This is a genomic window from Agathobaculum massiliense (assembly GCF_900291975.1).
Classification (GTDB): domain Bacteria; phylum Bacillota; class Clostridia; order Oscillospirales; family Butyricicoccaceae; genus Agathobaculum; species Agathobaculum ammoniilyticum.
The window spans coordinates 88307-110918 of record NZ_OMPN01000001.1 but is presented as its reverse complement, the minus strand read 5'-3'; the positions used below and the strand labels follow the sequence as shown (position 1 = coordinate 110918).

Here is a 22612-nt window from a genome sequence, read left to right as displayed (position 1 = left end):
TCACACCTCGATCACGATTGCCGCATGGTTGACAAACGGAAGAAATTTTTTCATAATATCCGCTGTCTGTATTTTCATATAGCCCGTCGTAGTCCCATCACTGCACCCATACCATGCCGCATCCGCCACCTCCCGATCGAAGACGAGCTGCACATGGTTCTGCCGGTCCAGCAAAGCGCTGAATACCGTCGCAGCCCCGACCTTTGTCCCCAGCATCTCCAAAAGGCTCTCCGCAGGCGCAAACGAAACACGCGCAATCTCCAACGCTTTGCTGAAGGCTCCGGACCGGAACGCCTTATCCCCTTTCGTGACAAACAAATAAAACGACGTCTGCTGCCGGTTGCAGAGGAACAGGGTTTTCACCATATCCATTTGCAGCTTTCGGTTGATACTGGCGCAATCCTCCATGGTGACCGCCTCATCCGTATCCACGCGCTCAAACGGAATCTGAAGCCACTCCAGCGTCTCATAAACAGATTTTTGAAGCGGTGTTTTGTACACCACAGGCGCTGTGGTTTGAATCTCGCTAACATAAAACATTTTTTGCCTCTTTCCCTTGCATCATCGACAAATATACTGTACCATATTTTTATAAATTACAAAAGCAAATGTTTTTCATATAAACCATGATAAAATCAGATGCAAAGGATGGGACATGGCATATGGATGGGAATATTCAAAAATATCTCGCATTGATCCGAACCGTGGAATGCGGAAGCTTTACCAAGGCTGCCGAGATGCTTTCCTATTCGCAGTCCGGTATCAGCCGCATGATCCGCGATCTGGAAAACGAGTGGCGCGTCTCCCTGCTTGAACGCGGGCGGGCTGGCGTTCGCCTCACGTCGGACGGTCTCACGCTCCTGCCGTATGCGAAGCGCGTCTGCGAGGAATACCGCAAGCTGCAAATGCAGGTGGAGGAATTGAACGGCCTGCAGTCCGGCCTGATCCGCATCGGCACGTTCTCCAGCGTGGCAACGCACTGGCTGCCCAACATCATCCGTGCGTTTCAAAAGGATTATCCCCATATAGATTATGAATTGCTGCTCGGCGATTACACGGAAATCGAAACCTGGATCATGGAAGGTAGGGTCGATTGCGGCTTTCTGCGCCTGCCGGCGCATCCCGATCTGGAAACCATCTTTTTAGAGCAGGACCCTTTGCTTGCCGTTCTCCCTGTGCAGCACCCTTTGGCGGACTGCAGCCGTTTCCCTGTTTCCGCTTTTGGCAGCGAACCGTTTCTGCTGCTTGAAAAAGGAGCAAATACGGAGGTTTCCGAAATTCTCAAGCGCTGTGACCTCCATCCCCCCATACACTTTACGACCTGGGACGATTATGCGATCATGTCCATGGTGGAAAGCGGCCTTGGCGTCAGCATCCTACCCCAACTCATTCTAAAGCGCATCCCCTACCGCATTGTCGCGAAAGAACTTGACGTTCCGGCTCACCGCAATATTGGCCTCGCGCTGCGGGATAATAAAACGGTTTCCCTAGCGGTCAAACGCTTTTTAGACTACCTGCCCTACCGGAATGCATAAAACAAGCCGCACAGCATCAGCTTTTACGCTGCACGCTGTGCGGTCATTTTTATTTCAAAATTCGATCGACGCCATGACTTCTGACACATCCGGCTTTTCCGAAATCAGGCCTTCGTCGTACATCCAGTTAATGTTCTCCTGCCAGCACGCCTCGGTCTGGCTGAGGAAAGGCGCATCCGCTGTCTCCATCAGCGGAAGAAGCGTTTCGCAGGACTGCTTCTCCACCTCTGGATCGAGCGCGAAATTCGCCTCGTCCTGATTGTCCAGTAGCACCTGCAGCACCTCGTCCGTATTGCTCTGGAAATCATCAAAGCCCTTTGCGCAGGCGCGCAGGAATCCTGCCAGCAATTCCGGCTCGTTTGCTATCATTTCATCGCTCGCCAAAAAAATCCCTTCGTAATATTTCGGCACGCCGAAATCATCCGGAAAGAAGTAGTTAACCGCAAAACCTTCCTTCTCCATCTGCGGCACCTCATGGTTGACTAGGCACCCAATCGTTGCATCCACGTTGCCGGTCGTCATGGACGCCATCAGTTCAAAGCCTACATCCACCATTGTTACATCCGAGGGATCAGCGCCGCTGTTTTTCATAACGCTGCGGATCAGCGCTTCCGACAGCTCGGTACCGGCATAGCCGACCGTTTTGCCGACCAGATCCTCCGGCTTTGTGATATTTTCATCCTTAAGCGAAAGAACAATGTTAAGCGGTGTCTGCACGACGGCAGCGATCGATTTGATCGGCACATCCTGCTGGACACGCGCCTGTATCACATCCTGCTGGTAGTACAGCCCGATATCCGCCTTGCCCGCCGCGACCATGCTCATCGCGTCATTGACACCGGCCGGCGGCTGGATATTGACCGTTAATCCTTCCTCCGCGAAATATCCCGCCTTTTCCGCCTGATAGAGGAACGCGTGCAGCGCGTTCGGGTACCAATCGAGTACGACCGTCAGTTCGCGCAGCCCGTCGCCGTTATCCGAAGCGTTTTCTGTCTGTCTGCCGGCGCAGCCGCCCAGCAGCATCGTCAAAGCCGCAATCGCGGCAAACACTCTTTTTTTCATCAATCAATTCCGTTCCTTTCCACTGTTACAGCAAATTCCTCCGCTCACAGGCTTCCGCGCCAGGTAATGACCCTTTTCTCTATCCAGGATACGGCTGCCACTGCAAGCATCGCCACCGCGCTGAGCAGCACGATGGGGGCAAACACGCCCGCCCCGTCAAGCTGCGTCATCATGCGCCGGCTGAAATACCCCAGCCCCGCCTGCGCGCCCAGCCACTCCCCGATCGCCGCGCCGATGATGGACAACGGGATCGCCATTTTGATGGCAGAAAAGAAATACGGCAGCGCGGCCGGTAACTTGAGCTTCAAAAATATCTCCCTTTGCCCCGCGCCGAACGTTTGCAGCATATCCATCATATCGGTCTTGACCGACCGAAAGCCGTCAAACACTGTGATCGCGATTGGGAAAAATGTGATCAGCACGGTGACCAGCACCTTGCTCCAGATCGTATATCCGAACCACAGGACAAACAGCGGCGCCAGCGCGGTCGTCGGGATGGTCTGCGAAGCCACAATCAGGGGATACAGCATTTTTTCCGCCACCGGACTTGCATCCATCAGTACTGCGAGCAACAGGCCGAGAACAACCGATATGGCCAGCCCAATGCCGGTACACAGCAGCGTCGCCGGCAGGTGCGCGGTCAGCAGCGGCTCTCGCAGCTCCCACATGCGGACCAGTATCTGTGTGGGGGACGGCAGGATATATGCGGCATCCATTCCCGTCGCGCCGAGCTGCCACACAAGCAGCAAAGCGAACAGGAGTACCAGCGCAGGCAGGTTCGCATTCCAGCGCTTCATACCGCCGCCTCCCGCCGGAGCATGCCGATCAGGCGTTCCCGCAGGGCGAGCATTCTCGGCTCGGTCAGACAGGCGCGCGTGCGCGGATAAGGCGCAGGCACTTCGAACGAAGCAAGGCGGCAGATCGGCGTTTCCTCCACCACCAATACGCGGCCGGACAGAAAAATCGCCTCTTCCACGTCATGCGTGATAAACAGCACGGTCTTGTGGTCGTTTTCCCACTGACCGAGCAGCCATTCCTGCATGGTGATACGGGTCAGGAAATCCAGTGCGGAAAAGGGCTCGTCCAGCAACAGCAGCTCGGAACCGGTCAGCAGCGTGCGCGCGAATGCCGCGCGCTGGCGCATCCCGCCGGAAAGCTCGTCCGGCCGCTTATCGCCCCAGCCGGACAGACCGACATGCGCAAGCGTCTCTTCCGCGCGGCGGTCCATTTCCGCGCGGCTGACATCTCCGCGCACCTCCATCGGCAGGCACAGATTATCCCGCACGGTGCGCCATGGGAACAGCAGATCGCGCTGCGGCATATAGCCGCAGTAGCCGCGCCGCCCGTCGATGCGCTCTCCGCCGACCAGAATCTCCCCCGCCTTGCGTGTCAGAAGCTGACCCACCAGCCGGAAGATCGTGGACTTGCCGCAGCCGGACGGCCCGATCACCGAAACGAATTCTCCTTTTTCAATCTGAAACGACAAGCCGTTGATAATATTGAAATCCTCGCTGTCGTACTGGAAAACAACCTTTTGAAATTCCAGCATCGCTCACATCTCTCCGTTCCAAGCCATGTCCCAGAACATCGCCTCATAGCGCGAGCAGGCGACAAAGATGTCCGTCAGGTGCGCCTGGCGCTTTTCCGGATACCCTGCGGCAAGCTGTTCCATCAGCGCGGTCAACCGCTGGTTTTCCTCCGCGTAGCTTTTGCTCGCATAGCCCCGCACCCATTCGCCGTAAAAGCCGTGCTGCTCGGCGTCCGGATAATTCCGGACGATCCACTTCGCGATATATTCATAGCTGAGCGCGCAGGACAGCACGGCCGCCATGATCTCAGCTGGCCCCTCCTCCGCCGCGACAGCGCGCATATAAGCGGTATAGGAGAGATTGCTCAAGGTCGGCTTTTCGGTTTCGGCCCGCTCCTCGGTAATGCCCATGCGGCGCATGTAGCCCCGATGAATTTCCAGCTCGCCATTCAGGATGCTCGCCACATAGGAGGCGAACGTCCGCATCACCTCAGGCTCCTGTGATTTGACCACGCCCTGTGCAAACACCTTGGCATAGTCGAACAGGTACAGATAGTCCTGCAACAGATAAAAACGGAATTTTTCTACAGCAAGGCTGCCGTCCGCGATCCCCCGCACAAAGGGGTGGGATAAGTACCCCTCCCAGATCGGGCGGGATGCGTCGAGCATCCTTTCGGTTATTGAATTGTTTTTCAAGGTGGTACCCCCAATGAATTTTCCCGACTGACGGCGTTTGGCCGGCAGCACTTGTTGATTTTTCTTACAGAATTTGTACGCGGAGCTTTGCCGCAAGATCGCTTCCGGTCAGCATGCTGACCGCGTCAATCAGGCGTGTACGAAAGGAAGCGGTGCCCTCCATCTCTTCACATACACGCCGGTACGCCAATTCCCCGCAGGTTTTCATCACCCCCGACGCCGCGACCGCGGCTTCAAAAAGATTTTCCGGATTTGCGCCGCAGTATGCTGCGGTCAGCGAAGTCAGCATGCATCCCGCGCCCGTGATACGGCGCATCATCTCACTGCCGCCGCGCAGTACGGCGGTACACTTTCCGTCGGAAACAATATCCAGCGCCCCGCTCAGCAAAACAACCGCGCCGGTTTCCCTGCTGAACAGGCTCACACGCCGCGCGGATTCACTGAGGTTTTGCTCGGTCACCTGGTCAAGCGCGTTCACCTCCACGCCAAGCGTATGCTGCGCGCCTGTCATCAGCGCCCACACCTCGGACGCGTTGCCTCGCACCACAGAAACCAGCCCAGCCTCCAGCAGGCGGGCACACATTTCCCCCCGCAGTCGGCTCGCCCCCGCAGCCACGGGATCCAGGATGACCGGCCGTTTTCTGCGCTTTGCGGCATGCGCGGAAAGCAGCATCGCTTCCTGCGCCCGCAGCGCGCCCATATTCAAGGAAAGCGCGTCGCTGCGCGATGTGATCTCAGCCACCTCGCGTTCATCCTGCGCCATGATCGCCGATCCGCCCGCGGCGAGTATGATATTCGCACAGTCATTGACCGTGACGTTATTGGTAATTGAATGGACCATCGGCCGTTTTTGCAGGGTACGCTCTACAATTTGCGCTACACACTCTGTCACCGTAGGGTACCCTCCAGTTGGCTGAAAACGTGCGTCCGTTTCAGAGCAGACAGAACAAGGACTGAAACCGCCGCGCCGACGACAGTGGAAGCAAGAAACGAGGGGACGAAGGTGAACAGGGCTGCGGTGGAATTGCCCATCAGCAAAGCGGCGACCGGATAGGACGCTATCGCGCCCAATACGCCCGTACCAAACACCTCGCCGGCATAGGCGGCGGAAAGCTTGGGAAAAATCCGGTAGGCAAGGCCGCTCAACAGCGCACCAATCATCGAACCGGGAAACGCCAGCAGGGTACCCAGACCCAGTAGGTTGCGGATAAGCGCCGCTGCAAAACCCATGCCCAGCGCATATCCCGGCCCCAGCAGGACCGCTGCGGTCACATTAACCATATGCTGCACCGGAGAGCATTTCGCACCGAATACCGGAATGACAAGCAGGCTTCCGATTACAGCAACCGCGACGAGCAGGCCGGCGAAGCAAAGCTTTCGGATGGATTTGTTATTCATGATCGTTCACTCCTCCGGAAATATACGGCAAAAGTGGTTCAGCGGACCACACCCATGCCCCAGGCCGGGCGCCCGGCGGATCGCATCCGTCACATAGGATTTCGCAAGCTCCACCGCTTCCGGAACTGGATGCCCCAGCGCCAGATTCGACGCGATCGCGGAGGAGAGGGTGCAGCCTGTTCCATGCGTGTTACTGGTATCAATCTGCCCAATCTCATAGCGCCGCGCACTCTCTCCGTCAAAAAGCACGTCTACCGCGCCGGCCATGTTCCTCCCACCCTTGATCAGCACGTTTTTGCAGCCCTTGGCGTAAATCAGGCGCGCCGCCTCCTCCATATCCTCCGGTGTGCTGATTTTCATGCCGGCAATATGCTGCGCTTCCGGAATATTCGGCGTCAGCAGATCCGCATACGGAAGCACATATTTTATCAATGTGCCGACGGAAGCAGGCTCCATAAGCGGGTCGCCGTTTTTGGCGAACATCACTGGATCGATCACCACATGCTGCGGCTGGTATTGTTCAAGCTTTCCGGCTACCGCTTTCATGCAGGCGGGTGAGGAAAGCATGCCGATCTTGACCGCGTCCGGCACGATGTCCTCGAACACAGCGTCGATCTGTTCCTCAATCATCTTTGGGCTAATATCCTGAATATCGATCACACGCGCGGTGTTTTCCGCGACCACAGAAACGATCACGCTCATACCGTATACGCCGTGCGCCGCCATTGTTTTCAGATCAGCCTGGATGCCAGCTCCGCCCGAACAGTCCGAACCGGCAATCGTAAGTATTTTTTTTAACATAATATCCTCCTACACGAACTAATATCTCGCTAAAAACAAAAAGAACACCCCTCTTCAGGATGTTCTCATGTATTCGACACGTTTCACAGCATGTGACAACAGGCGTTTTCCTCTGCATCCCTACGTTGGCATTATCCAAATCAGGTAAGGTCGAGGGGGACCCCCTCCTCTCAGCCTCCAACGGAAGCTCCCTTGCAGTGCTATCGTATCATTCCACATTTTATTTGTCAAGAGATATACGGAAAATGTGTCCCTTTCCTCCCCTGCTTCCCTCATATAAAGAATCCGTGAAGAATTATTTATTCCATAGCAACCGGATTGACAGCGTCAGGAGCTTTATGTATAATGAACCCAACCTATTTTACAAAGGAGTATCCCTGCCATTATGGATAACGCGGACAGTAGCGACGCAGATGAAAACGTAATTTTTCAGGAAATCATATCAGCAGGCATAGCATTACGCCCTTTTTGCAGGGTGGATTTGCTGTGCCTGCTTTTGTAGCTGTCCGTTTCTGCGACCGGACAGTATTTCAGAAGAATCATCGAGGAGGATTACCTTGGAAAAGTCTATTGGATTGATGCTGTTACTTCAATTGGTTTTGATTGCGTTTAATGCGGTTTTTGCCTGCGCGGAAATTGCGGTCATTTCGATGAACGATAATAAACTCGCCAAACTGGCCGAGGCCGGCGATAAACGGGCAATTCGTCTCGCCCGCCTCACCAATCAGCCGGCGCGCTTTTTGGCAACAATACAGGTTGCCATCACGCTTTCCGGCTTTTTGGGCAGCGCGTTCGCTGCGGAAAACTTTTCGGATGTTTTGGTCGGCTGGGTGGTTTCCTTAGGCGTCCAGATACCGGCCGCCACGCTCGATACCATCGCCGTCATTGTGATTACGGTCATTCTTTCCTACGTCACCCTGATTTTCGGCGAGCTTGTCCCCAAACGTGTCGCCATGCGGAAAGCGGAAACGCTTGCCCTCGGCATGGCCTCCATGATGAGTGCGATCGCAAAGCTCTTTGCCCCCATCGTTTGGCTGCTGACCATTTCCACCAACGCAATCCTTCGGCTGCTGGGGATCGATCCGGAGGCAGACGATGAGGAGGTCAGCGAAGAGTCCATCCGCATTATGGTGGATGTCGGCAGTGAAAAAGGCGCAATCGACCACGAGGAAAAGGAATTTATCCAAAATGTATTCGAGTTTGATGACTTGACAGCAGGCGACATCGCAACTCACAGAACCGATGTGGTTTTTCTATGGCTGGAAGAAAGCATGGAAGAATGGAAGGCAACGATTTATGGCAGCCGCCATACCCGCTATCCGGTCTGCGGCGAGACGGCCGACGACGTGATCGGAATTTTGGATGCAAGGGATTATTTCCGGTTAGAGGATGAAAGTCGGGATTCTGTCCTAAAAAACGCGGTAAAGCCGGCATATTTTGTCCCTGATAGTGTAAAAGCGGACGTTTTATTCCGAAACATGCGTCAGAACCATCACAACTTCGCTGTTGTGTTGGACGAATACAGCGGCCTGGATGGTATCCTTACGCTTAATGATCTGATCGAACAGTTGGTTGGCGATCTAGGCGACGAGGAAACTGAAGCCCAGGTATCTCCTCCCATCGTCCAGCTTGATACATCCACCTGGCAGGTACAGGGCAGTGCTTCCCTCGAGGACTTGTCAGAAGCGTTGGGGATTCCCCTTGCGTATGAGGATCACGATACCTTCAACGGCTTGGTTTTTGGAACCCTTGGCACAGTTCCACAGGATGGCTCTCAATTTGATCTTGAAATCGGCTGTATGGTAGTCAAAGTAATCAGCATTCGGGAACACCAGGTGGAAAACGCTATTATTCATTTGAAAAGCACCGCCCCTGTTACTTGCGACGATGCCTCTGGTCAGACAGCCTGATCTACATAACGGATCGTGAAGCAAAAAACTGCAGCCTATCTCAATAGGCTGCAGTTTTATTATCAGCTTTTTGTTTGGATCTTTCCTGCCTGCAAAGTGGCTTTCCATTTTAACGACAGCGCACCAGGCACGCCGTCCTTCCCGACTATCGACGGCTCGGCTGGAGGTTGCTGTCCCTATACCAGCTTAAAAAAACTTTAAACCACTACATACCGGCTCACAATAAGAACTGTGTTAGGAGTAACCGTCGATTTTCTCCGTTTCACTTCCGCCTTTAAATTTCCTGGTTATAATGAATCCATTGAAAGCAAAACAAGCCCGACGAAATCACAAGATTTCGTCGGGCTTGTCGTATCATGTATCAGATCAGGAAAAAGTAGTGGACTACTTGCTATCCTTAAGCACTTTTTTTAAAAGCATGTAGGTACGTTGTACAGAAGATATGCTAAGACGTTCCCTAGATGTGTGGACATCTTCCATATCTGGGCCGATAGATACACAGTCCAAGTCCTCAATACTGTCTGCAAACAGGCCACATTCTATTCCAGCATGAACTGCATCGATTTTCGCATCCACACCAAACAAGGATCGATAAGCGTTTACAATGGTGTCTTTGACTACCGAACTTGGATTATAGGCCCACCCTGGATAATTTCCAGAGATATCAGTATCTCCACCAGCTAAAGTAACAGCTGCTTTCACGCGATCTAACACCCATTTTTTTTGTGTCGTCATAGAGCTACGTACGGAATGGGAAAGAAATAGCTCCTGCTCATGCAACTCCAACACTCCAAAATTGACAGAGGTCTGCACCAGACCAAGCATATCCATACTCATAGCCTGCACCCCATCTGGTAAAGCCAGCAACAACTGCACAACTCTTTTTGTGCATGGCACAGTGAGAATGAGAGCCTCCTTTTCAGGCCGAACCTCTGTAGCAACAGTTAAATCCGGCTCTGTCGACGCATATTCTTTCTTGAGTGATTCGCCTATGGAGGCCGCTATATGTAACACCATATCTATTTCGTTGGCCGGTACAAATAGGATTGCTTTACTTTTAGGCGCAATAGCAGTCTCTCTGGTTCCACCATTAAGCTCAGCTAACTGACAGGATGTTTTTTCTGCTATCGCGTTCAATACTCTTGCCATTAAGACATTAGCGTTAGCACGACCCTTGTCAATCTCCACACCAGAATGTCCACTTTTCAGCCCACTTATTTCCAATGTGATTTGAGGTAAGCTTTTGCTTTCTCGTTGGATAGGAACTATAGAATGGACATTAGCCCCGCCGGCGCAACTACACATCAACACCCCCTCGCGTTCGGAATCTAAATTGATGAGTTTATGTCCCGATAAATTGCGGCAGTCAAATGCAAATGCGCCAAGCATCCCAACCTCCTCATCTGAGGTAAACAGAACCTCCAAAGGCGGATGCTCCAACGAATTGTCTTCCAGTAATGCTAAACACATAGCAATCGCGATGCCATTGTCTCCACCCAATGTAGTTCCATTTGCGCGAATCCAGTCCCCATCTACGAACGGGACAATACTATCTTTCTCAAAATCGAACTCCACGCCAGTATCTTTCTCACAAACCATGTCCGTGTGTCCTTGAAGGATTAGTACATCTGAATTTTCATATCCTATGCTACCAGACTTGCGGATTACCAGATTGTTCGATGAATCTCGAGTCCAAGATAGGCCCTGTTCCTCTGCAAATTGGACACAATAGTCTACTAAAGCAGATACATTGCCAGAGCCATGGGGGATTCTACAGATCGATTCAAAAAATTGGAACACTCGTTGCGGCTGTAAACCCGTTAAACCGTTCATAATATCCTCTCCTTGTATAATGTATTTACGGTTTTGGATTGTGGTGGGAACCGCATAAAACCCACTTGTTGTTTCATCAGGCAGATGAGATAATAGGGCCAACAGACAGAGGGTACAGATCAGCTCATTGAAGAAGTGCTTCGGACGAAAGAATTGCGCCTCTGTCTTTGCGGGTAGACACGAATGAGCTGGATAGCGAGTATGCGGGGTATATCTGACGAGGCTGTGCCCTGCAAAGAAGCGTAAGGGAACTCTGTCTGAAATTTTGTAACAGGGGATTTCGCCATGTTCTACTGCGGGATCGACATCGCGAAATACAAGCACGAAGCAACCGTTTATAGATGAAAGTGGGAAAGCCCTACTGGACAGCATCTCATTCGCCAACAGCAAAGAGGGCGCGTTTGGAAATTTTCTGCCGAGTTCCGATAAACTCTCCGTACTGTGTAACCCGTACATCCAACCCTGCAAAGGCAGCCAGCTTGTTGGAGGCGTTAAAGCGGTGGATGTCTCCAATTTCTCTCAAAATAATGACCCCAAGGATGTCCAAGATGCCAGAAATCTGGCTATCCCCTGACCTGTATCCCTACCGCCTCTGAATTTATTGAGATCATCGCTTCTTACATACTGCGTCCCTCTCAGCCGCAGACTGCTCCCCGGCACCTTATCATGCCCTGATCACTTCTCATCTTTCTTCCACCTTTTTCGTACTAACCTCTTGACCTTTTATAGCCGGTCTTGCCCATAAAATATAGAAATAGACTCAATGTCACTCTACGCCGGTACGGTTTCCACGATAGAATATTGGATACAGAATGAGATACAATATACAAGCAATGACAATGGCGTTGAGAGTAGGAATCAGGAGTTCTGGTAGCAATAATGCTATGGCAGAGCCAACAATCCAAGCAATAACACCAGCCCAATTGAAACCTGGCTTCTCTGCCCACGCGGCAGGATTACCTTTCTTTATGACAAAGTAGTCCACAGCGACGACACCTACGATGGGAGGTATGAATACAGCCAGGATATTCAAGAAACTGTTGAAATAATTAGTAATCCCAATCACTGCCAGCAGTGTGCCTATGATGCCGGCTCCTAATGTAAACCATGCGCGTTTGTTATCATGGGCGCCTGTCAAACTTAACAATGCAAACCCAGCGGAATAGGCATTACATACATTGGTTGTCCATGTCGCGAGAACCAGCACCAGCATCCCCAAGATGGGACTGCCGACACTGGAAAGCATAGTAACAATGCTTCCAGTGTCCATTCCAACAGCCCCTGAATGGATTGCCAGTATAGATCCGACCAGCATCGTACCAACGCCTACCGGAATGACACCAACTATACTGGAAATAACAACATCTTTTCGGCTTTTACAGTAGCGAGTTACATCACCGGATAAAACAGCGCCAGAAGCAAAACCGCCAATAGAAGTTCCTACAGCAGCAATCATCGACATTTGCGTAGTAGGGGTATGGTTGGTGATTTTAACAATGGATTCAGGGTCGCCAAATACTACAATCATGGCATATACTAAAATGAGAATAAGTGCGGGAACTGCGATGACATTCAGCTTTTCAATCCAGGAATATCCATAAACTGCAGTAATGCACATAATCATTCCCCAAATGATAGTGGAAAGCATGCTGGGGATAGGCACACCAATCCCCTGAAGAATGGATGCAAAGGCTTCACCGCAAACAACTGCTTGAAATCCAAACCAACAAGTGTAACAAAATGCTATGATCAGAGAAACCAATTTGCTTGCACCCGCTTTTCCAAAAGAACTGGAGATTGCAACGACAGCCGGCAACCCACGATCAGCAGAGAGGATACTCATAAGGATCATCATGATAACAGAGACGCTATATCCAATTATCATCGCTAAGGCAGCCAAGCCAAAAGGAAGGCCCATAGTGATGCCAGCGCCAACCATCAGCGCAGGAACACAGCAACAGGAACCAGCCCAAATAAATGCAACTCCAGGCCAGCTTTTCCGTTCTTCTATCGGGATAGCGTTTAGGCCGGCAGATTCCACTTGTGAATTTTTCGCCATATGTTCTCCTCCATTACTTTTTTATTTCCATAATCGTCAGGAGTGTCCAAATATTTGACAAACGGCGTGGGGGACTCCCCCACGCCAAGAGGTGCAAATATATAATCAATCAGTTCAAGGGGATAGCTTTGTCTGCCACAGAATAACCGATTAACTTCAAGATATGAGCCCAGCAACTATATCCAGACTCGTGATCCCACCAGCGCTGAGGAGCCCTGACACCCAGAAGCATTACATTTTGTCCTTCTTTTGTGTCAGCGTTGGTCAGAGGCTTCATTGTGTCAGTATCGAGAAGGATAATGAGTTCCGGGACTACCAGCAGAGCACTATCTTGCGCGTCTCGGATAATAAGATTTTCGTTCTTAAAGTCTATTTTATACAATTTACCATCGTCACCGGTAATTATTGTCTTACCGAAGTCAAATCCATTTTCCACGGAGACATCAATTTTACTGATTTTTCCGGCAGTAAACACCTTATGTTTTACACCAATTTCTTCAAGCTTTTGGGAAAGGTTATCCTTAGTGGTTGCATTACTCCGAAGGATAGCACCCACCTGCTGATCCCGACTAATTTGCCCAATGGCGGATGCCTTTTCATGATCGGCCTTGCTCATCATCCAAGTAGAGAAGCCTACACTCATACCATACGCCATACAGATAGAGCGGGCAATTGTCTCGCAGGCTACACTGTCCAGCGGATTTTTAGGATGGCCTACCACAAGATCACCATTGGAATTTGCCAAAACTAAAGGATCTATCGGGATATTATTGATTGGAGCTAAGCCGGTATTTAACTCGGGGACTGCTCTGCCATTGCCGTCCAGATCTAGCAACGGAAGTCCTGCGTGAAGGGCAGCATAAATGGGAACCATTGTATTAAACCCGCCCTGTTCCCCAGAATAAACGTAGGCAACTTTCTTTCCGGCATCCTCTGCTACTTTCATCATACCTTTAACCACACTGATAGCTTCAGGTCCAAAGCCTTTCTCTTTCATAGCTAACGGAGAACCCAAGCCGGCGGCCATAACCGAATACTCATCGACCTCCATTTCGCTGAGAGGATAGACTTTTAACTCTACATCCTTAGGGAAGGTGTTCAAAAGGTCCATGCCATTGGAGATCGATCCACCGCCACCTGCACCAAAAAAAGTAGCACCATAAATGACATCCACCAGTTTGTCGTAATCATAGACATCGAACTTCTTCATATCATGCCGCCTCCTAAATTACATGTTTTGTGTGGTATAAGTGTAAAAATTGTTCTATAAAAATTATAGCTCTACACTGTTGATCTGTAATTGTCTTTTGGGACAAAAAAACAGCGGGCCTGCTTATTCGTTTTGAACAAGCAGGCCCGTCAACAAACATTATTCTCTAAGTAGGCGATTCAGGGATACGGCCATATAAAGCGGATATGCGTCAGGCATCTGGCTGGGAACATATCCGAGCAGGTCTTGAGCAATGTGAAGCCGATATTTGATTGTGTTTAAATGGACGAAAAGGAGCTTCGCTGTCTGTGCCATGTTAGATGGAGTATCCAGCAGATATGTCTCAAGCGTAGAAATCAGAACGGGATTGGCTGTTTGGAGTTGATTCAATATATCCAGATACTGTTGCAGTCTTTCACGGTCGCCCAACAACGCGCAACACTGCCTTGCAAACAAAATATCTGAGGAACGCATGACCAATTTCTCTGGATAAATCTTTCGCGCTGCATCAAGACATGCAACGCTATCCAAGTAGGCATTGCGCACGCTTTTCGTAGTCTGTAAGCAATCATAGCAAACAATATCGTAATTGGCGCAGGATTGAGCAAGTAGAGGGCAGATATTATCAAGCAACTCCTGCCTCTGGTCGTACCGGTCAGGGGCGCAAGTGAATACTACCAGGTTTTCTTCGTAATAACTGATTAACAACAAGCTATAATGAGATGAGAAATACTCGGTAATCTCCCGTACTATGCTTTCACTATACTGCTGGCTGTTGTCTTTGGGATGGAAAAGCCACATTTGATTTAGCTTGCTGACATCGATATTAAAAAGTTGTGATAAACGGGTCATTTGACCAACATCATCGTTAATAATAGCCCGAACGATTTCTGTGGTGACCATTTTCTGCGGATTCTTGCTCCAGATATTGATAAATAGTCGAATTAGTTCACTGGTTTGCCAAAGAACATCCTCCGATAAAGAGTCCTTATATTTTAGCAAATACACGCAACGTTCGCCGGGATCGCTAAAGAGAACAGGGCAACGCTGGAGATGGCCGATGCTATCCCCAAGGGAAATTTGCAACGAGTTGAGCCCTTCCATTTTCCTAAGCCACTTGCTTAAATTGTCTTGTATGGTATCAAGTAGGGCGCGCGGCCAGCAAACGCACAAATGGTCTTGCGAAAAGGGATCGGTCAAGATTACAGAAGCATGAAGATGATCGCTTAACATACGCATAAGCGCCTTTATGTTTCGCTGATGGGGAGGCAAATCGGATATACGCTGCAGTAGGTCACTAACGAAGTAGCTTTCCCTCTGACGAGATCGGAATACTTCGAACATAATCTCACCGATAATCTCGCTGTATCGTATATTTAGCCGTCCTTTTGGCATGCAAATCAAAGGAAATTCCAACTCATTACACAGGTCGATCAGTCGTTGATCAACTTCCGGCAGGAGAAATCCCACATAAAACAAGATGAAACCCACAGCACCAATGCTATGATACCGCCTAATATTTTCACACTGCGTTTCTATATCATTCCGGATGTTAGCAAAGGCGGTGATAATCAGTTCACTGCCCTCGTAATGGTTGGAACTGAAAAACTGTTCCAATTCATCGCTTATCTCGGCATATTCTAAAACATTTATAGATTCTACCGGCTGCAATAGTGAATTGTGTCCAGATAAGACTTCTGCACCAGCCATCGATGGCAACCGAAGTACATCAGCAAGGGTAATACTCATGAAAGCCGCCTCATATTAGAGTAGTATTGTGAAAAATTATAGCAAGCATAGTCGATTTTGTAAGAGGGAGTGTACTCATAGAGCGTTTAACTATTTAAGTCAAATATTTATAAAACATTGATTTTGAGCGTTCAATAGAACTTTTTCAGAATACACTTCATATTTCCTCGCTTTGATTTTCACAACTTCCTATATCGTTTGTTCTTTTTAATGATGCAAAACGATGCCTATTCATGTTCCTCGGCCAGAATTATCCGTGTTTTGTCCTTGTTCCTGATTGTAAGCATTCAACGAATAATCAAAGCGGCCGGTCTGGCGATCAGCTTCCCGCCTATCGCATCTTCTACGTCCGCAAGATTTTTCTGTATCTCCTGCTCCTTGTTGCACAGGGGGATACAGTCTCGCTTCCTGACAGGTACTTTGTTCATCGCTGGCAGCTTCTACAGGTATACAGACTTCTGCTTTCCGTCTATAGCTACATATTTATAAAAATATCTTGCTTTACTCTGATTCTCCTCAGTCCGCTGTTCCAACATGGTATTGTTCTTTTCCGTCTGTTAGGGAAAGAGCCTTGATGCGATATATTGATTATATCATAATTACAATAAAATCACAGCCTTTCATTTTACTTTTTATGATATAAATTAATATGTATCCAGGCTCTTTTTCGTTAGATAACGTCCAGACTGTATCACCTTTTCTAATTGTTTGCGCTTGATCTGGATGCAGTTCCGTTCCAGATGTACCACGGCGCATCTGGCGCCTCTTTGCCAGCCACTGCAACTTGTTTTCCCCGATCAACGATCAATATGCTATTAGAATCTGATCGGATACATATGATCGATAAAATGATAGACAACCCCTTATCTAATCGGCCACCGTTTTTCTATTTTATTTCACCAACAGCAGGATTGATATCAAGCGTCAAAATATTTCCCATTAAACGCAGGGTGTAGAATCGGTCGCTCGCAGGCCATTTCCATGATTTTGCACCGGACTCTTCTGCGATGCCCTGATCCTGCATTTCCGTGCCTGTGAACGCTGTGACACGATCCTGCCAAGTCTGCACAAGTTCATCCGCAACTTCCTGTCCGCCGTCGGTGATCCAGATGGAAACCGCGTCCACGGTCTTCTCACCACCGCACACGGCATGGATCGTTACCGACTCTCCATACAGCTCGGTCTGATACATCCGGCCGATATATGTCGATTTATCACTCGTCCAGTTCTCCTCTCCACCGCCGAAAACATCCGCAATATCGCTATCTGCCTTACCGATCAGCTCATCGGCATCCGCGATAGTGTATTGTATAGCCTCTGCCTGTTCGGTATCCGACTTTTTGCTGGTCCCAGCCCCCGCAATGCTACAGCCCATCAGCAGCAATGCGCAAACCAGACTGATCCCAACGGCAAACGTCTTTTTCTTCATAGGTCCTTCCTCCTCGTATAATAATAAAAAATAACAATAACAATCGAATAAAACAGAAATAGAACATTTCAAGGGAGGAAGTGTGCTACCTGGAAGCACGCTTCTGTCCAGAATAAGATTTCCATAGAATCTGTCGAAAATGGAGGTCTTATCTCATGAAACTGTACAAAATGTTAGCAAAAGAATTTCTTGCGGAATACACAGATACGCTTCAAGAGCTCCGAAACCTGACGCATGAGGAAATGGCGGAGCGGCTGCGCATTACCAGCCGGGCATACGGAGATTTAGAGCGTGAGCAATACCGCTTTTCTGCAATCGCTCGGCTTTTCCTTCTGCTCATGTTGAACGCTGATGAACTAAAAGCCTTCCTGAAGGGATTCCGTAAAAGGAGTCCCCCTAAGAACACCCCCGATATTTCCGAAATTTTCACACTGTTATACCAACTCGGTCTTACGGCAAATTACACTGGCTTCTTTCACACCTCTTATGCAGTGTATCTGGCGACCCAGTAGCCAGACCGGCTGCTCTGGTGGCAAAATGGCTGTATCCAGAAGTAGCGAAACACTACGCGACTACCTAGAAGTGCGTAGAGCGTAATATTCGTACCGCCGTTAATGTCGTATGGGACCCCCACCCAGCACTGCTGGAAACATTAGCCCAGTATCCATTGCCCCAAAAGCCAAAAGCATCGAAGTTCCTTTCTATCTTGGCGCTACATCTTTCCTTTGGAACCAGTAGCGTAGCGAAAAGGCCGGCAGGCATTGAGATGCCCGTGATACAATAGCTGTAGGACAGCAGGGTCAAGTTTTGGTTCCTCCAGTTGAGCCACCAGGCTGCTCAAAGGAAGTCTGTTCCCCTGAGCCGGAAGTTAGCTGCAAACTCATTGGCTGTTCGTCGGAGGAAAGGCCGCTCTTTCAGCCGTGAGGGATATCGCATTGGTCTTCTCTGGAATGATTCTGATACACGAGGTTGCGGATGCTCCGGTTATCATGGGTATCTCAAAGCCTGCACTCCAGTTTTTCCATGCAGAATAACCTGAGTGGTGCTAAACAGTTGTCAGAGAGAATCGTGTCGGCGCTTGGTTCCATGTAGCTCAACGATGTAGTGATTGCCTCCATCTATGGTGACAGCCTTGTTTGCGCACTGCATGAGGATGTGGCAGCTTGAGCCGGTTTCAACGGAAGATCCATGTTCTCAACCCAAAGCAGGCGCATGATTTCAAGGAAGCCTATCCAGACCTGCCGAAAAACGACTGGGGGATGCCTTTGTGATTGCCGACCATCTCCATTTCGGCAGAATCAACAGGGAGGTCTATCTTACCGCTTGCCTGTTACCGTAAACAACTCCGTGAACCAAGCCATTGCCGTATCCACCGCTTCGATGCAGGCCTTGGAAAAGCGGGGCAAGATCTTGGACAAGGCATTGAACACCAGTTTGAGATCATTCGAAACACGCTGACATCCATCCCAGGCATTGGCAAAGTCTACTCAGCCGGTATCGTCGCTGAAATCGGCGATATTCACCGTTTTGATTCTCAAGCCTCTGTCGCCAAATATGCCGGTCTTGTCTGGTACAAGAACCGGTCTGGCAACTTCGAGGCCGAACACTCCAGAATGATCAAATCCGGCAACCGCTATCTCCGCTACTACCTGCTGGAAGCTGCCAACTTTGTGAGAAGATGCGACTCCGCGTTCTGGCGCTACTATGACCTCAAATCAACAAATACCAGCACAAACGCGCACTCGCTTTAACTGCCAGAAAACTGATTCGGTTGATCTTTCGACTGCTGAAGGACAACCGCCTGTATATCCCATTAGAGAGCTGGGCTTATTACTTGCCGCTCTGACGCCAAAGCCCTGTTTCTAAAATCATAGGGGGTAGGGCTTGGTTCGATGTTGCCTTTTTCCTGACTAAACAGCCGTTTCACTTCACTTTTCTTCAAAATTTTCTGACTTCATACCATTGGACTTTTTACAATGGCGGCTCTATTCAAACAGCAGACCGTGTCAGCCGCTGCACCCAATCCGTGTCCCACTCATACCGCGCAAGCTGTTCTGAGGGCACTCCAAAATAATTAAACCAATAGGCCGCACGACCGCGGTCGCTGGTCGCATCATAATACCGCCATACACCGTCCAGATAGGCGATATTCCACATGTGGTTTTCACCGCCCATCGTGCCGGTGACGGTATAGCACGGGATATCTGCCGCTTCAAATAAGCGCTGTACGGCCTGTGCATACCCGCCGCAGATGGCAAGCCCGTCGTGCAGCGCGCCATAAGCGGTCTGCGAATCGTACGGCATATTGTCTCGGTCCGCGTAATACCGCTGGTCATATCGCACGTTTTCGGTCACATAGGTATACAGCGCTTCGGCCTTCTCGGCCCCAGTCATGTCCGCTGTGATGATTTCATCTACCACTTTACTGGTTAGGCGGTCAATCTCGGATAAACGTTCCAGCGCCTCCGTCCGGCCCAGATGATTTTGCGGTGCAAAGGTGATCGCTGTGCCGTCCTCGTTCAGCTGGCACAGGATATAGCTGCCGCCAGCCTGCTGAAGCGCCTTGTTCATATCGTCCACCGTCAGTTCCGGATCGGTGATGCGGATGGATACACTTTCTTTCGTTATATTGTCCCGTGCGATCCGGATAAGATCGTTCAGGCAGGCGGCCTCCACACCCTGAAAACCCGTTGGATAGTCCCCGCTTCGATAGGGCATGTAGGAGAACGTGCAGCGCAGCACGCTGTTGCTGACCGAGACCTGCATATCATAGGCGTATTTATACGCCGGATGCTCGGAAAGCAGGCTGTTATAGAGGTTCTGCACATCCATTTTAAGATCAGAGGTATCTTCCAGCGCAGCGATTACAAAGGCGGCAGGCTGCCGCACCGTCGCAATCGCATCGTTGAGTTCTGCCTTGATCTGTGCAGTATCTGTTACGCAGAGCACCTCCTCTCCGCTGTCTGGGTTTTCCGACTCAGTCGGCTCTTCCGGTTCCACCGGCTTCTGTGGCTGATCCAGGCTCATATTATCCCGGATTGCCTGCCGCAGCGTCACCATATCTGCATCCGCCCAGAACGCAAGCAGCTTCTGCTCGGCCACAGTATCGCCCTCAGGCTTGGCACCCAGCACGAACACCGCAAAGGTGTCCGCAATATCCTCATGGAAGTAGTTTGCACCGTAGCGGCTGACATAGTGCGTCGGGTTTTGTTCGTAATCATTTACACCGGCACCGGTGTCGATCTGCTTCCAGAAGCGGTCATAAAACGTCTTGCGGAACGAGCCGGGTACAAAGCCCGCTGGGTCGTGCGTATCGCTGCCGACCAATAGGTCAACCTGTGTCTCATCTTCGAGCAGCACATGGCCGTACTCATGAAGGATGGTATAAGTCAGCTTGCTCCAGTCGCGCGAGTTACCGTTTTCATCATACACATCGTAGTAGTCGATGCTGATGGAAAAGCGGGTGTTATCCGTCCCGCCGTTTTCGTCCTCAACCGGCGAGGTATAGGCCAGAACATTGCTGTAGCCGTCGGTATACAGGTTAAACTCCGCAATTTTGACACGCGCCTCATCCGGCAGGATAGCGCATAGGAAGTCCCACACCTTTGCGTGCTGGGCATTGCCGATCTGCGCGCGGCCGTTCACGACCGGATATTCTGCGATCACGTTGGTGATGCCGAGCGAATAGTTTGACACTGTGACCATACAGCCCTCAGCCGTATCCGACAGAGTGATGTATTTGCTGTACACCTCGTCGGCCCAGCTTTCACTTCCCTGCACCGAAGCGGATGGCGCACCGTACATTGCAGTGATCAGGCTGCGCACCTGATCTGAGGTGTAGCCGGTTTCGGTGGGATGGATCTCAATATTCTGCAAAAAACCGTTGCGGTAGCGGTAGTAGGTGTTCATCGGCTGTTCTCCGTCGAACCACCGCATAGAGTACAGATAGGTGTCGTAAACATCGGTCCAGCCGTCGCCGTTTACCTCTTCCGTATCCACCAGCTCGCCGACAACGCCTATATAAGCCTCTGTGTCCGCGAGCGAGCTGTTGAAATAAATCACGTTCTGGCGGGTCTGGCGGTAGGTATAGCCCTCCGCCTGCGCATGCGCTATATCCCTATAGGACGGCGTATCCGCATCCGCGATTTCCTGCACTGCAGCGGTCACGGTCTGCGCCGCGCCTGCAAGGGTATACAGGTCAATCTGGCTGGCGACATCCGCCGCCGAGTGATAGAGGTAGCCGCGCCCGTTCTGCATCACCAGAACGCTCGGCACGCCCGCCAGTTGGAAAGAGGCGTGGCCGCTCGCGGTCTCCGCGCCCATCATAAAGGAGGCGTTTTTCTGCCCGATCAGGTCGCTCAGCCAGTTGGTCTCGCCGTCCATCGTACAGACCTTGCTGCCGCTCGAACCGAGTCCGCCCAGCATATCCAGTTGGATGTCGCCGATCATGCGGCTGCGCTCTGCTTCGGAGAGCTTCGAGGTGTAGTACCGCGAGCCGTTTTTTCCGTTTTCCTCATCCGTAAAGCTGATGAAGCGGATCTCGGTATCGGTCGCCGTGTCCTTCATCGCCTCCGCAACCGCGAGCAGCGCGGTCACGCCCGAAGCATTGTCATTCGCACCGTAGGCCGTCGGCACACTATCATGGTGGGCAGACACCAAAAGGATATCTGCATTTGCCGCTGCCGCCGGCTTGACCGCAATCACGTTAGCGCCGGTCTGCCCTGCATCATTCGTATAGTCTTGCGTGCTGACCAGATAGCCCATCTCTGTGAAACGGCTTTGCAGATACTGCACCGCCGCCTGCTCACCCACCGAGCCGATCGGGTGATGCTGCATGCTTAGGGTCTCAAGATCCTTCTGGAGCTGCGCGGTATCCGGCAGCTGTGCATCCCGCTGGAGGATCAGCACGGCCTCCGCCAAGATGATGGTATCCTCCGGTGCAAGGAGGTGGTTGGATCTGCCGTTAAGCAACCCGATCTTGCTACACCAGAGCACCGCGTCCCATGCCCAGTCTGCAACCGATGCCGCATCCGTGTAGGCGGAAAGCTCACTGCCGCTGACCGCTGGCCCACCTGCGCTGCGGTACAGCATAGCGGCAAATTCCTGCCGTGTCAATGGTCTTTCAGGCTGGTACTTTCCGTCACCAAGGCCTTCGACAAAGCCCTGCTCAGCGGCCCATGCAGTTGCATCGGCATAGGTTTCCGGCACGTCGGTAAATGGCGTGTCTGCCGGTGCATTCGGCCGCCCTGCCACCTCATATAGCAGTTGCACCGCCTGTCCGCGTGTAACAGCGGCCTCCGGTGCATCCAGAATATCTTCGCTTAACGCAAGCGATTGTGCCCAATCCCTTGCGTCCTGCGCCCATCCTGGCCATGCAGTGGCACCAGATGTACCTGCCAATA

21 protein-coding genes, 1 pseudogene and 1 riboswitch are annotated in these 22612 nt (G+C 51.0%); of the genes and pseudogenes, 5 read left to right on the top strand and 17 right to left on the bottom strand.

Features of this window, described 5'->3' with window-relative positions; all coding sequences use genetic code 11:
* Complete coding sequence (locus tag DBQ51_RS00530) at positions 1-540, bottom strand: prolyl-tRNA synthetase associated domain-containing protein (RefSeq protein WP_107630442.1); 540 nt, start codon at positions 538-540, stop codon at positions 1-3.
* A 122-nt stretch (positions 541-662) separates the two neighbouring features.
* On the opposite strand from DBQ51_RS00530, the gene DBQ51_RS00525 reads away from it, so the two are divergent.
* A complete protein-coding gene (locus DBQ51_RS00525; RefSeq protein WP_107630441.1) occupies positions 663-1535 on the top strand; it encodes a LysR family transcriptional regulator in 873 nt (290 codons plus the stop codon).
* Between the two features lie 54 nt (positions 1536-1589).
* Here DBQ51_RS00525 and DBQ51_RS00520 read toward each other — a convergent pair whose 3' ends face one another.
* From DBQ51_RS00520 to thiD, 7 genes are all read right to left on the bottom strand, one after another.
* Entirely contained in the window at positions 1590-2597 is a 1008-nt protein-coding gene (locus tag DBQ51_RS00520) for an ABC transporter substrate-binding protein (protein WP_107630440.1), read from the bottom strand.
* A 44-nt stretch (positions 2598-2641) separates the two neighbouring features.
* Positions 2642-3394, bottom strand: coding sequence for an ABC transporter permease (locus tag DBQ51_RS00515; protein ID WP_054325883.1), 753 nt, complete (start codon positions 3392-3394; stop codon positions 2642-2644).
* Positions 3391-4146 (bottom strand): ABC transporter ATP-binding protein, encoded by a 756-nt coding sequence (locus DBQ51_RS00510; protein WP_107630439.1) that lies wholly within the window; start codon positions 4144-4146, stop codon positions 3391-3393. Before DBQ51_RS00510 ends, DBQ51_RS00515 begins: the two co-directional genes overlap by 4 nt.
* Positions 4147-4149: 3 nt before the next feature.
* Complete coding sequence (tenA, locus tag DBQ51_RS00505) at positions 4150-4821, bottom strand: thiaminase II (protein ID WP_242977790.1); 672 nt, start codon at positions 4819-4821, stop codon at positions 4150-4152.
* Between the two features lie 64 nt (positions 4822-4885).
* Positions 4886-5713, bottom strand: coding sequence for a hydroxyethylthiazole kinase (thiM, locus tag DBQ51_RS00500; RefSeq protein WP_242977789.1), 828 nt, complete (start codon positions 5711-5713; stop codon positions 4886-4888).
* Positions 5710-6219, bottom strand: a complete 510-nt coding sequence (gene thiW, locus DBQ51_RS00495; RefSeq protein WP_054325881.1) for an energy coupling factor transporter S component ThiW — start codon at positions 6217-6219, stop codon at positions 5710-5712. Before thiW ends, thiM begins: the two co-directional genes overlap by 4 nt.
* A gap of 6 nt (positions 6220-6225) precedes the next feature.
* Positions 6226-7020 (bottom strand): bifunctional hydroxymethylpyrimidine kinase/phosphomethylpyrimidine kinase, encoded by a 795-nt coding sequence (gene thiD, locus DBQ51_RS00490; RefSeq protein ID WP_107630438.1) that lies wholly within the window; start codon positions 7018-7020, stop codon positions 6226-6228.
* A 99-nt stretch (positions 7021-7119) separates the two neighbouring features.
* Positions 7120-7224, bottom strand: a riboswitch (TPP riboswitch).
* 353 nt (positions 7225-7577) lie between these two features.
* Between thiD and DBQ51_RS00485 the strand changes: the two genes are divergently transcribed.
* On the top strand, positions 7578-8930 hold the full coding sequence (locus DBQ51_RS00485; RefSeq protein WP_242977788.1) for a hemolysin family protein: 1353 nt from the start codon (positions 7578-7580) through the stop codon (positions 8928-8930).
* A 384-nt stretch (positions 8931-9314) separates the two neighbouring features.
* Here the strand turns inward: DBQ51_RS00485 and DBQ51_RS00480 are convergent, their stop codons facing one another.
* From DBQ51_RS00480 to DBQ51_RS00455, 8 genes are all read right to left on the bottom strand, one after another.
* Entirely contained in the window at positions 9315-10763 is a 1449-nt protein-coding gene (locus DBQ51_RS00480; RefSeq protein ID WP_159068014.1) for an aminoacyl-histidine dipeptidase, read from the bottom strand.
* A gap of 373 nt (positions 10764-11136) precedes the next feature.
* Entirely contained in the window at positions 11137-11313 is a 177-nt protein-coding gene (locus DBQ51_RS00475; protein ID WP_407923275.1) for a transposase, read from the bottom strand.
* Positions 11314-11529: 216 nt separating this feature from the next.
* Positions 11530-12822 carry a purine-cytosine permease family protein gene (locus tag DBQ51_RS00470; protein ID WP_054325879.1) on the bottom strand — a complete coding sequence of 431 codons (1293 nt, stop codon included), beginning with the start codon at positions 12820-12822 and terminating at the stop codon, positions 11530-11532.
* Positions 12823-12931: 109 nt separating this feature from the next.
* Positions 12932-14032 (bottom strand): DUF917 domain-containing protein, encoded by a 1101-nt coding sequence (locus DBQ51_RS00465; protein WP_107630434.1) that lies wholly within the window; start codon positions 14030-14032, stop codon positions 12932-12934.
* Between the two features lie 159 nt (positions 14033-14191).
* Positions 14192-15781, bottom strand: a complete 1590-nt coding sequence (locus tag DBQ51_RS00460; protein WP_107630433.1) for a PucR family transcriptional regulator — start codon at positions 15779-15781, stop codon at positions 14192-14194.
* Positions 15782-16068: 287 nt separating this feature from the next.
* The gene (locus DBQ51_RS16375; protein ID WP_159068012.1) at positions 16069-16209 is read right to left on the bottom strand and encodes a hypothetical protein; all 141 of its coding nucleotides are present in this window, start codon (positions 16207-16209) and stop codon (positions 16069-16071) included.
* Between the two features lie 160 nt (positions 16210-16369).
* Complete coding sequence (locus tag DBQ51_RS16370; RefSeq protein ID WP_147573662.1) at positions 16370-16564, bottom strand: hypothetical protein; 195 nt, start codon at positions 16562-16564, stop codon at positions 16370-16372.
* A 103-nt stretch (positions 16565-16667) separates the two neighbouring features.
* Positions 16668-17210 carry a hypothetical protein gene (locus DBQ51_RS00455; protein WP_107630432.1) on the bottom strand — a complete coding sequence of 181 codons (543 nt, stop codon included), beginning with the start codon at positions 17208-17210 and terminating at the stop codon, positions 16668-16670.
* Between the two features lie 155 nt (positions 17211-17365).
* Between DBQ51_RS00455 and DBQ51_RS16940 the strand changes: the two genes are divergently transcribed.
* The 3 genes and pseudogenes from DBQ51_RS16940 (at position 17366) to DBQ51_RS16930 (ending at position 18961) form a co-directional block, all read left to right on the top strand.
* Entirely contained in the window at positions 17366-17722 is a 357-nt protein-coding gene (locus DBQ51_RS16940) for a hypothetical protein (protein WP_242977787.1), read from the top strand.
* A gap of 80 nt (positions 17723-17802) precedes the next feature.
* Positions 17803-17994: pseudogene (locus DBQ51_RS16935) on the top strand (hypothetical protein); the annotation flags it as partial.
* Positions 17995-18481: 487 nt separating this feature from the next.
* Positions 18482-18961 carry an IS110 family transposase gene (locus DBQ51_RS16930; RefSeq protein ID WP_242977786.1) on the top strand — a complete coding sequence of 160 codons (480 nt, stop codon included), beginning with the start codon at positions 18482-18484 and terminating at the stop codon, positions 18959-18961.
* A gap of 238 nt (positions 18962-19199) precedes the next feature.
* On the opposite strand, the gene DBQ51_RS00440 is transcribed toward DBQ51_RS16930, so the two are convergent.
* Complete coding sequence (locus DBQ51_RS00440; protein WP_159068011.1) at positions 19200-22481, bottom strand: M28 family peptidase; 3282 nt, start codon at positions 22479-22481, stop codon at positions 19200-19202.
* Between the last annotated feature and the right edge of the window lie 131 nt (positions 22482-22612).

Coding starts and splice junctions, on each gene's coding strand:
- DBQ51_RS00465 (WP_107630434.1), bottom strand. CDS start 14,032: ATGAAGAAGTTCGATGTCTATGATTACGACAAACTGGTGGATGTCATT.
- thiW (WP_054325881.1), bottom strand. CDS start 6,219: ATGAATAACAAATCCATCCGAAAGCTTTGCTTCGCCGGCCTGCTCGTC.
- DBQ51_RS16375 (WP_159068012.1), bottom strand. CDS start 16,209: ATGAACAAAGTACCTGTCAGGAAGCGAGACTGTATCCCCCTGTGCAAC.
- DBQ51_RS16940 (WP_242977787.1), top strand. CDS start 17,366: ATGAAACTGTACAAAATGTTAGCAAAAGAATTTCTTGCGGAATACACA.
- thiD (WP_107630438.1), bottom strand. CDS start 7,020: ATGTTAAAAAAAATACTTACGATTGCCGGTTCGGACTGTTCGGGCGGA.
- DBQ51_RS00525 (WP_107630441.1), top strand. CDS start 663: ATGGATGGGAATATTCAAAAATATCTCGCATTGATCCGAACCGTGGAA.
- DBQ51_RS00455 (WP_107630432.1), bottom strand. CDS start 17,210: ATGAAGAAAAAGACGTTTGCCGTTGGGATCAGTCTGGTTTGCGCATTG.
- DBQ51_RS00480 (WP_159068014.1), bottom strand. CDS start 10,763: ATGAACGGTTTAACGGGTTTACAGCCGCAACGAGTGTTCCAATTTTTT.
- DBQ51_RS00530 (WP_107630442.1), bottom strand. CDS start 540: ATGTTTTATGTTAGCGAGATTCAAACCACAGCGCCTGTGGTGTACAAA.
- DBQ51_RS00470 (WP_054325879.1), bottom strand. CDS start 12,822: ATGGCGAAAAATTCACAAGTGGAATCTGCCGGCCTAAACGCTATCCCG.
- DBQ51_RS00515 (WP_054325883.1), bottom strand. CDS start 3,394: ATGAAGCGCTGGAATGCGAACCTGCCTGCGCTGGTACTCCTGTTCGCT.
- DBQ51_RS00460 (WP_107630433.1), bottom strand. CDS start 15,781: ATGAGTATTACCCTTGCTGATGTACTTCGGTTGCCATCGATGGCTGGT.
- DBQ51_RS00520 (WP_107630440.1), bottom strand. CDS start 2,597: ATGAAAAAAAGAGTGTTTGCCGCGATTGCGGCTTTGACGATGCTGCTG.
- DBQ51_RS00510 (WP_107630439.1), bottom strand. CDS start 4,146: ATGCTGGAATTTCAAAAGGTTGTTTTCCAGTACGACAGCGAGGATTTC.